This window comes from Bacillus sp. FJAT-29790, assembly GCF_019039215.1.
Classification (GTDB): Bacteria; Bacillota; Bacilli; order Bacillales; family Cytobacillaceae; genus Cytobacillus.
This window is the reverse complement of the sequence record NZ_JAHNZZ010000008.1, coordinates 2,355-10,378: the sequence shown is the minus strand read 5'-3', so window position 1 is coordinate 10,378 and position 8,024 is coordinate 2,355. Positions and strand designations below refer to the sequence as shown.

Genomic DNA, 8,024 nt, shown 5'->3' with positions numbered 1-8,024 from the left:
CCCCGCGGAAAGCAAGTGCCCGCAGCGGAAATCAACGGGCAAACTTTGAAGGCTAAAAACAATAATATATGCGAAAACAGCCATTTTTAAGGAGGAGGTTTTATTCATGTTAGATATTAAGTATTTAAGAGCCAATTTTGAAGAAGTAAAGAAAAAGCTTGAGCACCGAGGGGAAGACTTGTCGGATCTTGGTAAATTTGAAGATCTTGATTTAAGAAGGCGCGAATTGCTCGTTGAGACAGAAAAGTTAAAAAGTAAAAGAAATGAAGTATCCCAGCAAGTAGCAGCCTTAAAACGGGAAAAACAGGATGCTGACAATTTAATTGCTGAAATGAGAGAAGTGGGGGACAGAATCAAAGATCTTGATGACGAACTCCGTAATGTTGAAGAAGTATTAGAGAACTTATTGCTCAGCATTCCAAATATTCCTCATGAAAGTGTACCGGTTGGGGAAACTGAAGATGATAATGTGGAAGCATGGAAATGGGGGGAAGTTCGCCAATTCAATTTTGAACCAAAGCCGCATTGGGATATTGCCGATCAGCTAAATATTGTTGATTTCGAACGGGCAGGGAAAGTAACAGGCAGTCGATTTGCTTTCTATAAAGGTTTGGGTGCTCGTTTAGAACGTGCTTTATTTAACTTTATGCTCGATCTTCATACAGATGAACATGAGTATAAGGAAATTTTGCCGCCTTACTTGGTCAATCGGGCAAGTATGACAGGAACAGGACAGCTTCCTAAATTTGAAGAAGATGCCTTCCTTGTGGAGAGTGAGGATTATTTCTTAATCCCTACTGCAGAGGTTCCAGTGACAAATATGCACAGGGATGAAATTCTAAGTGCGGAAGATCTGCCGATGAACTATGCGGCATTTAGTGCTTGTTTCCGTTCAGAAGCAGGGTCTGCGGGGCGTGATACACGGGGATTAATACGCCAGCATCAATTTAATAAGGTGGAGCTTGTTAAATTTGTTAAGCCGGAAGATTCTTATGATGAACTAGTGAAATTAACGGGGCATGCAGAGAAAGTATTACAGCTATTAGAGCTCCCATACCGCGTCATGAGTATGTGTACAGGGGATCTTGGCTTTACGGCTGCGAAGAAGTATGATATTGAAGTATGGATTCCTAGCTATAACACATACAGAGAAATTTCTTCTTGCAGTAATTTCGAAAGTTTCCAAGCGAGACGTGCAAATATTCGCTTCCGACGTGAACCAAAAGGGAAGCCGGAGCATGTTCATACATTAAACGGTTCAGGCCTCGCTGTCGGCCGTACGGTAGCCGCTCTTTTAGAAAACTATCAGCAGGAAGACGGAAGTGTCATTATCCCTAAGGTATTACGCCCTTATATGGGGAACAGGGATGTCATTAAGCCTGAATAAGTTTAGATTTTTGAGCGGGTTTTTAAGCCCGCTCAAAAAAACTAATCAAATTCGCCTTGGCGTATTTGCGCCCAGATTTTTACCTTAGCTTGCTTGATAAATTCCTTTGAAAAATCTGAGGCATCCGCCGGAGGCTTAACTTTATTCAGCTAGGGTTTGAACCCTCACTGAATTGGATACTTGTTTGCATTTATCTTGCCACTTATATCGTTCGGAGACTTCTGCTGAAAAAGTTAAAAACAATGTTGACTTTAATTTAATTAAATGATATATTAATTCTTGTCGATACGGAGGAATACCCAAGTCTGGCTGAAGGGATCGGTCTTGAAAACCGACAGGCGGGTCATACCGCGCGGGGGTTCGAATCCCTCTTCCTCCTCCATTTAAATTAACATCTGATATGCGCATAAATTGGAGATGAAACCGTTACAGTTCCTGTAACGGTTTTTTGTTTGTATTAAAAAAAAGCCGCCGGCACCGGCGACTTATTTTTTTAATAATTTTGTTTGTCTAAGGAAATCTGATATGCGTTCGATGACGGGTTCGACTGAATCTTCATCGTTTAAAATATCATAATCATTAATGTTAAGCCGAAGTACAGGACAAGCATTAAATTTATTAATCCAGTCTTCGTAGCGCCGGTGCATTTCCTCCCAGTAAGCTACCGGGGTCTGCTGTTCCATTGGCCGCCCTCTTTCATGAATGCGGGAGAGGATATCTTCTAGAGAACCTTCAAGGTAAATAAGTAAGTCCGGATGTGGAAAATAAGGTGTCATGACCATTGCCTCAAACAAGCTTGTATAAGTTTCATAGTCGACATTTGACATCGTGCCTTTTTCGTAATGCATTTTGGCAAAGATCCCAGTGTCTTCATAAATCGATCGATCCTGGACAAAACCGCCCCCATATTCAAAAATACGCTTCTGCTCTTTGAACCGTTCAGCTAGGAAGTAGATCTGTAAATGGAAGCTCCACCGTTCGAAGTCAGCATAAAACTTATCTAAATAAGGATTCGTATCAACCTTTTCAAAAGAAGTACGGAATTTGAGTGCATTTGCAAGTGCATTTGTCATGGTGGATTTCCCGACTCCTACGGTACCAGCAATCGTAATGACTGCATTGGCAGGAATCTCGTATTTATTTCTCAGATTCATGATTGGATACTCCTCTTTTTTAATGATGTGGATAGTGTGTCGAAAATATAATCGAGGTCATTTTTATTTTTCACGAAGTTCAAATCATCCCCATTAAACCGGAGTACCGGAATATCGGGGTGCTTTGCTTCGAAATCATTCATGGCATTCTCATAATCGATAGATAGTTGCTCTAAATATAAAGGGCTCATATTTTTTTCAATATCCCGGCCCCTTAGCTTGATGCGTTTCAAGAGTGTTTCTAGACTAGCATGCAAATAAATAACGACATTTGGTTTCGGCATATCGCTTGTTAAGATCTCATAAATTTTTAAATACTTCCCGTATTCAATCGTGTTCAATGAACGTCCGGCAAAGATTAGATTTTTAAATATATGATAATCAGCAACGACAGGCTTTTTTTGGACTAAAAAGTGGTTATTAATATCAACGAGCTGCTTATAGCGGTTGCAGAGAAAAAACATTTCCGTTTGAAAACTCCATTCTTCTATATTTTCATAAAATTTCCCTAAAAATGGATTTTCGTCAACGATTTCTTTCAGTAAAGCAAAATGAAACTGCTCGGCTATCGCTTTTGCAAGCGATGTTTTTCCGACACCAATCGGCCCTTCTACAGTTATAAAAGGTGTTCCCTCCATAGATTGTCCTCCTACTCCGGTTGCTTCTTCTATTTTATGAACTTATATTAGTCAAAAAACGCCCATAGCGTCTGCTTTCAACTTGTAAATATCGGTCGGCCTACTTTCATGCTAGTTATTCTTTTGTCTTAAAGGAAAGTTCTGCGTATGCCGACCGATAATTTATTATTTACATAGAGAAATACCTATTCAAAATGACACAAAGGTTATTTTAACATAATTTGAGGTGGGGGGATATGGAATTTAGTGTAGGAAAGGGGAAAGAAAAACAGCTGTACGGATCGACAGCTGTTTTGATTTTTAACTTTACTCAGCAGAAGTCTTCCATTTCTATAAGTGGCGAGATGAATGCAAAAAGGTATTCAATTCAGTAGGGGTTCAAACGCCAGCGAATTTGATTGTCACCCCCTTTTTCCGACATTGAAATTTTCGGTGATTAAAAGCCAGTTTTGCGGGAAGGGAAGGCCGAGCTTCCAATAGCTCATTCCCCTTAGTTTCAATTCTTTAATTAAATTGAACTTGGCTTGAATGGATCTGGCATCTTCAAACCAAACTTCATGCTTTTTGCCGGAACTGTCGGTATAGGTAAAGAAGGGGGCCTGTGCTTTTTGATCGTACTGGATAGCAACGTTGTTTTTTGCGGCCAACTGAATCGCTTGCTGTGGGCTTACTGCTTTCGCAAAGGAACCTTGGACGAAAGGCAGCGTCCAATCATAACCATACAAGTTTTGTCCCATAAGAATTTTTGAAGAAGGTATTTCACTTATCGCATATTCTAATACTTTTCTAACTGGACCAATGGGGGAAACTGCCATTGCAGGGCCGCCGCTGTAGCCCCACTCATAAGTCATAATGACAACAAAGTCAACGATTTCGCCATGTGCTTTATAATCATGGGCCTCATACCAGCGTCCTTTTTGCGTTGCACTTGTTTTTGGGGCTAGCGCAGTTGAAAGGAGCCAGCCTTCTTGACGGAAGCGGGCTTTTGCTTTTCGAAGAAATCGATTGTATGCATCACGGTCTTCTGGGCGCAAATATTCAAAATCGAAGTGAATATCCCGAAATCCATATTTTTTTGCTGTTGCAACAATATTATTTAAAAATTTGTCCTGAATCGGCATATTATTTAGGAGAATACGGCCAAGTTCATCATTGAATTGATCATTCTCTTGATTTGTAATGACCATCATCAGCACATTGCGATTTGCCCTTGCAATGGCAGGGAAATTATTAAGCAGTGGTTCTTTTAGTGAACCGTCCCGGAGCGCTTGAAAGCTGAATGGTGCTAAGTATGATAAGTATGGTGCTGCATCTCTAGCGCTTGCTTCTAAATTTGGGGCAACATATGTTCCCCTTGGTTCCACATAAGCATTAAATTCCGCTCTCGTTTTTGGGCGCGGTGGGATATAGAGTCTAAATCCCACTTGTAGTGGTTGATTTACAGAAATACGGTTAGCGGATGCTAGTTCCTGATAAGAAATTCCAAATTTCCTTGAAATAGAAAAGAGATTATCACCACTCTGTACCCAGTAAAAGTGACCAACGATCGGAATGACGAGTGTCTGACCAATTACAAGATTGTTTGGATTAGGAACCTCGTTTGCCTCTACAATATCATTTATGGTTGTTCCATAGGTCCTTGCGATGCTGGCTAACGATTGATTTTGCTGAACAACATGAATTTGCAAATTAGTCCCTCCTTGATATAAAACTGATCTAACGTACATACGTCACCATTTAAGAGATGATATTTATGTTTTAGGCTGTGTTAAACAAGGCTGTTTTTAAATGATTGTTGTTTTTATAATGTAATTTTTATTTAATAATCTGAGTTGATTGGAGCGTAGGGCACTTGACTCCAGCGGGAGATAGAGGGAACGGGAGACCCCACAGGCGGTAACGCCGAGGAGGCTCCCGTCCCTCCCCGCGGAAAGCAAGTGCCCGCAGCGTAAATCAACGGGCAAAATTTTGAGGCTAATAACAACAATATATGCGAAAAGAGCCTAAACAATAAAGCGGATATTCTTTTACTTGCTGCATTTGTTTATTTTCCAAATTAACCAAATAGACGCTACAATCATTTTATGAATGGCATTTCAAAGAAATGTTATAATTTATGATAAAGGAATGAAGAAAAATGATGCTGCAGGATAAGGATGCGGATGAAATATATATGCTTGAAGCAATAAAAGAGGCAAAAAAGGCAGAGCAGCTTGAGGAAGTGCCCATTGGTGCAGTTATTGTCCTTAACGGGGAAATCATCGCGAGAGCGCATAATTTAAGAGAATCCAATCAAAATGCCATTTCCCATGCAGAATTGATTGCCATTGATCAAGCATGTCAAAGTCTAGGGACGTGGAGATTAGAGGATGCGATTCTGTATGTTACACTTGAACCATGTCCAATGTGTTCCGGAGCAATTATTCTTTCGCGTATAAAAAAGGTAGTCTATGGAGCCAAAGATCCAAAGGGCGGCTGCGCTGGCACATTCATGAATCTTCTTCAAGATGAACGTTTTAACCATCAGAGTGAAGTTATCTCAGGTGTGTTGGATAAAGAATGCGGTAGCCTTCTATCAACCTTTTTTAAAAGCTTGCGAAAACGGAAGAAACTTGAGAAAGCACAAAAAAAGCTAGAGCAACTGGAACACGATACAGGAATTGACAATGAATAGGCATTGATTTTTATATTAGAACTTAGTATACTTAGTTTGTGTCACAAGTGGCACACCTAAATAAGGTATCAATTTTGCCGTGCTAGGCGGGGAGGTAGCGGTGCCCTGTACTCGCAATCCGCTCTAGCGAGGCTGAATCCCTTCCCGAGGCTGATGTCCTGTAGGGTCTGCCTTAAGTAAGTGGCGTTGACGCCCGGGTCCTGCGCAATGGGAATCCATGAACCATGTCAGGTCCGGAAGGAAGCAGCATTAAGTGGAAGCTCTCATGTGCCGCAGGGTTGCCTGGGCTGAGCTAACTGCTTAAGTAACGCTTATGGGCGTCAGTCGAAGGAAGGTGCACGGCAGTTATTTTGAAATAAATGAAACTCATCTCATTTTGGGATGAGTTTTTTGTTTGATTACTTTGTAAAAAAGAATTTAGATACGCTATAATAGTTAATGAGGAAACAAAAGAAGGGGGCATGTCTATGAGTTATCAAGCTTTATATCGAGTGTGGCGACCGCAGAGCTTTATCGACGTTGTTGGCCAGGAGCATGTGACTAAGACATTGCAAAACGCCCTGCTTCAACAAAAAATCTCGCATGCTTATTTGTTTTCAGGTCCGCGTGGGACTGGTAAAACAAGTGCGGCAAAAATTTTAGCTAAAGCAGTTAACTGTGAAAGGGCCCCAGCGAATGAGCCTTGCAATGAGTGTGCCTCTTGCCTTGGAATCACAGATGGGTCCGTCTCAGATGTATTAGAATTCGACGCCGCTTCAAACTCAAGGGTAGAAGAAATGAGAGAAGTACTCGACAAAGTTAAATATGCTCCTACGGCTGTAACTTATAAAGTCTACATTATTGATGAAGTGCATATGTTATCGATTAGTGCTTTTAACGCCCTTTTAAAAACACTTGAAGAACCGCCAAAGCATGTCATCTTTATTTTAGCCACAACGGAACCACATAAGATTCCGCTTACGATTATTTCGAGATGTCAGCGCTTTGATTTTAAACGTATTACGGCTCAGTCGATTGTAGGAAGAATGAAGTTAATTGTCGATGAGACAGGTGCAGAATGTGAGGAGCAAGCACTACATATTATTGCAAGAGCGGCTGAGGGCGGGATGCGTGATGCTTTAAGTTTACTCGATCAAGCCATTTCTTTTAGTCATGATCGAGTGACAGCTGAAGATGCTTTAACGGTTACAGGGGCTGTTTCGCAAGGGTTTTTAAATAAACTTGCGAATGCAGTAAAGGAAAAGAACGCAGCTTCTAGTCTGGAGTTTCTAGAAGAGCTACTTTTTCAAGGGAAAGACCCAACGCGCTTTATCGAGGACTTTATTCTTTACTATCGAGACATGCTCCTTTTCAAAGCGGCGCCGCGCCTTGAGGAATCGTTAGAAAGAGTCATGCTTGATGAAGAATTTCAAACGCTAGCAAAAGAAATGAAACCTGAGGAGCTTTATGAACTGATTGAAGTGTTAAATAAAGCTCAACAGGAAATGCGGTGGACGAATCATCCGAGAATTTTTCTAGAAGTAGCTATCGTTAAGCTCTGTCAGCTTGAAAGAAAAGGGTCACATGGAACGTCTGAAGATCTACAGCCCCTGATACAAAAAATTGGCCAACTTGAGCAGGAAATAGCGGATTTAAGGCGCAATGGTTTTGTGGTCAATGAAGAAGCGCAGCCAGCAGCCCAAAAGAAACCGCAAAGAAATTCACGTAAAGGTTTCCAAGCGCCTGTAGGGAAGATTAATGAAGTTCTAAAACATGCAACAAAAGATGATTTAATGGCGATAAAAAGCCGTTGGGGAGAAATGCTTAATCGGCTTGTCCATAATCAAATGCGATCACAAGCCGCCTTGTTAAATGAGGCAGAGCCGGTTGCTGCTTCAGGGAATTCGTTTATTATTAAATTTAAATATGAAATTCATTGTCAAATGGCGATGGACAATGCGAAGTTTTTAGACACGTTGGCCAATACAATGAATGAGCTTCTAGGAAAGCGAATCCAAATGGTTGGAATCCCTGATGAGCAATGGCAAAAAATTAGGGTGGATTTTTTAAATAATCAGCGTGAAGGTGAACAAGACGAGAGTTTAGGTCTTAATGAGGAAGAACCGTTAATTGCTGAGGCAAAGAAGCTATTTGGGGATGAATTAGTAGAAATAAAGGAATAAGGCTAAGGT

The 8,024-nt window shown here is 40.9% G+C and carries 7 protein-coding genes, 1 tRNA gene and 1 other RNA gene; 6 read left to right on the top strand and 3 right to left on the bottom strand.

What is annotated here, in order from left to right:
- Positions 1-106 precede the first annotated feature (106 nt).
- Together serS and BGM26_RS21250 are read left to right on the top strand one after the other, a co-directional pair.
- Positions 107-1,387, top strand: a complete 1,281-nt coding sequence (gene serS / locus BGM26_RS21255) for a serine--tRNA ligase (protein ID WP_217042291.1) — start codon at positions 107-109, stop codon at positions 1,385-1,387.
- Positions 1,388-1,676: 289 nt separating this feature from the next.
- Positions 1,677-1,769 (top strand) — tRNA-Ser (locus BGM26_RS21250).
- 103 nt (positions 1,770-1,872) lie between these two features.
- Here BGM26_RS21250 and BGM26_RS21245 read toward each other — a convergent pair.
- Positions 1,873-2,541 (bottom strand): deoxynucleoside kinase, encoded by a 669-nt coding sequence (locus BGM26_RS21245; RefSeq protein WP_217042290.1) that lies wholly within the window; start codon positions 2,539-2,541, stop codon positions 1,873-1,875.
- Positions 2,538-3,179, bottom strand: coding sequence for a deoxynucleoside kinase (locus BGM26_RS21240; protein WP_217042289.1), 642 nt, complete (start codon positions 3,177-3,179; stop codon positions 2,538-2,540). Before BGM26_RS21240 ends, BGM26_RS21245 begins: the two co-directional genes overlap by 4 nt.
- A 236-nt stretch (positions 3,180-3,415) precedes the next feature.
- Here BGM26_RS21240 and BGM26_RS21235 point away from each other — a divergent pair, with 236 nt between their 5' ends.
- Complete coding sequence (locus BGM26_RS21235; RefSeq protein ID WP_217042288.1) at positions 3,416-3,553, top strand: hypothetical protein; 138 nt, start codon at positions 3,416-3,418, stop codon at positions 3,551-3,553.
- Between the two features lie 27 nt (positions 3,554-3,580).
- Here BGM26_RS21235 and BGM26_RS21230 read toward each other — a convergent pair whose 3' ends face one another.
- The gene (locus tag BGM26_RS21230) at positions 3,581-4,867 is read right to left on the bottom strand and encodes a glycosyl hydrolase family 18 protein (RefSeq protein ID WP_217042287.1); all 1,287 of its coding nucleotides are present in this window, start codon (positions 4,865-4,867) and stop codon (positions 3,581-3,583) included.
- A 452-nt stretch (positions 4,868-5,319) separates the two neighbouring features.
- Between BGM26_RS21230 and tadA the strand changes: the two genes are divergently transcribed.
- The 3 genes from tadA (at position 5,320) to dnaX (ending at position 8,015) form a co-directional block, all read left to right on the top strand.
- Positions 5,320-5,853, top strand: coding sequence for a tRNA adenosine(34) deaminase TadA (gene tadA, locus BGM26_RS21225; protein ID WP_217042296.1), 534 nt, complete (start codon positions 5,320-5,322; stop codon positions 5,851-5,853).
- Positions 5,854-5,930: 77 nt separating this feature from the next.
- Positions 5,931-6,195, top strand: an RNA gene (ffs, locus tag BGM26_RS21220) — signal recognition particle sRNA large type.
- A 125-nt stretch (positions 6,196-6,320) separates the two neighbouring features.
- Positions 6,321-8,015 carry a DNA polymerase III subunit gamma/tau gene (gene dnaX, locus BGM26_RS21215; RefSeq protein WP_217042286.1) on the top strand — a complete coding sequence of 565 codons (1,695 nt, stop codon included), beginning with the start codon at positions 6,321-6,323 and terminating at the stop codon, positions 8,013-8,015.
- The last annotated feature ends 9 nt before the right edge of the window (positions 8,016-8,024 follow it).

Coding starts and splice junctions, on each gene's coding strand:
- serS (WP_217042291.1), top strand. CDS start 107: ATGTTAGATATTAAGTATTTAAGAGCCAATTTTGAAGAAGTAAAGAAA.
- BGM26_RS21245 (WP_217042290.1), bottom strand. CDS start 2,541: ATGAATCTGAGAAATAAATACGAGATTCCTGCCAATGCAGTCATTACG.
- BGM26_RS21240 (WP_217042289.1), bottom strand. CDS start 3,179: ATGGAGGGAACACCTTTTATAACTGTAGAAGGGCCGATTGGTGTCGGA.
- BGM26_RS21235 (WP_217042288.1), top strand. CDS start 3,416: ATGGAATTTAGTGTAGGAAAGGGGAAAGAAAAACAGCTGTACGGATCG.
- tadA (WP_217042296.1), top strand. CDS start 5,320: ATGCTGCAGGATAAGGATGCGGATGAAATATATATGCTTGAAGCAATA.
- dnaX (WP_217042286.1), top strand. CDS start 6,321: ATGAGTTATCAAGCTTTATATCGAGTGTGGCGACCGCAGAGCTTTATC.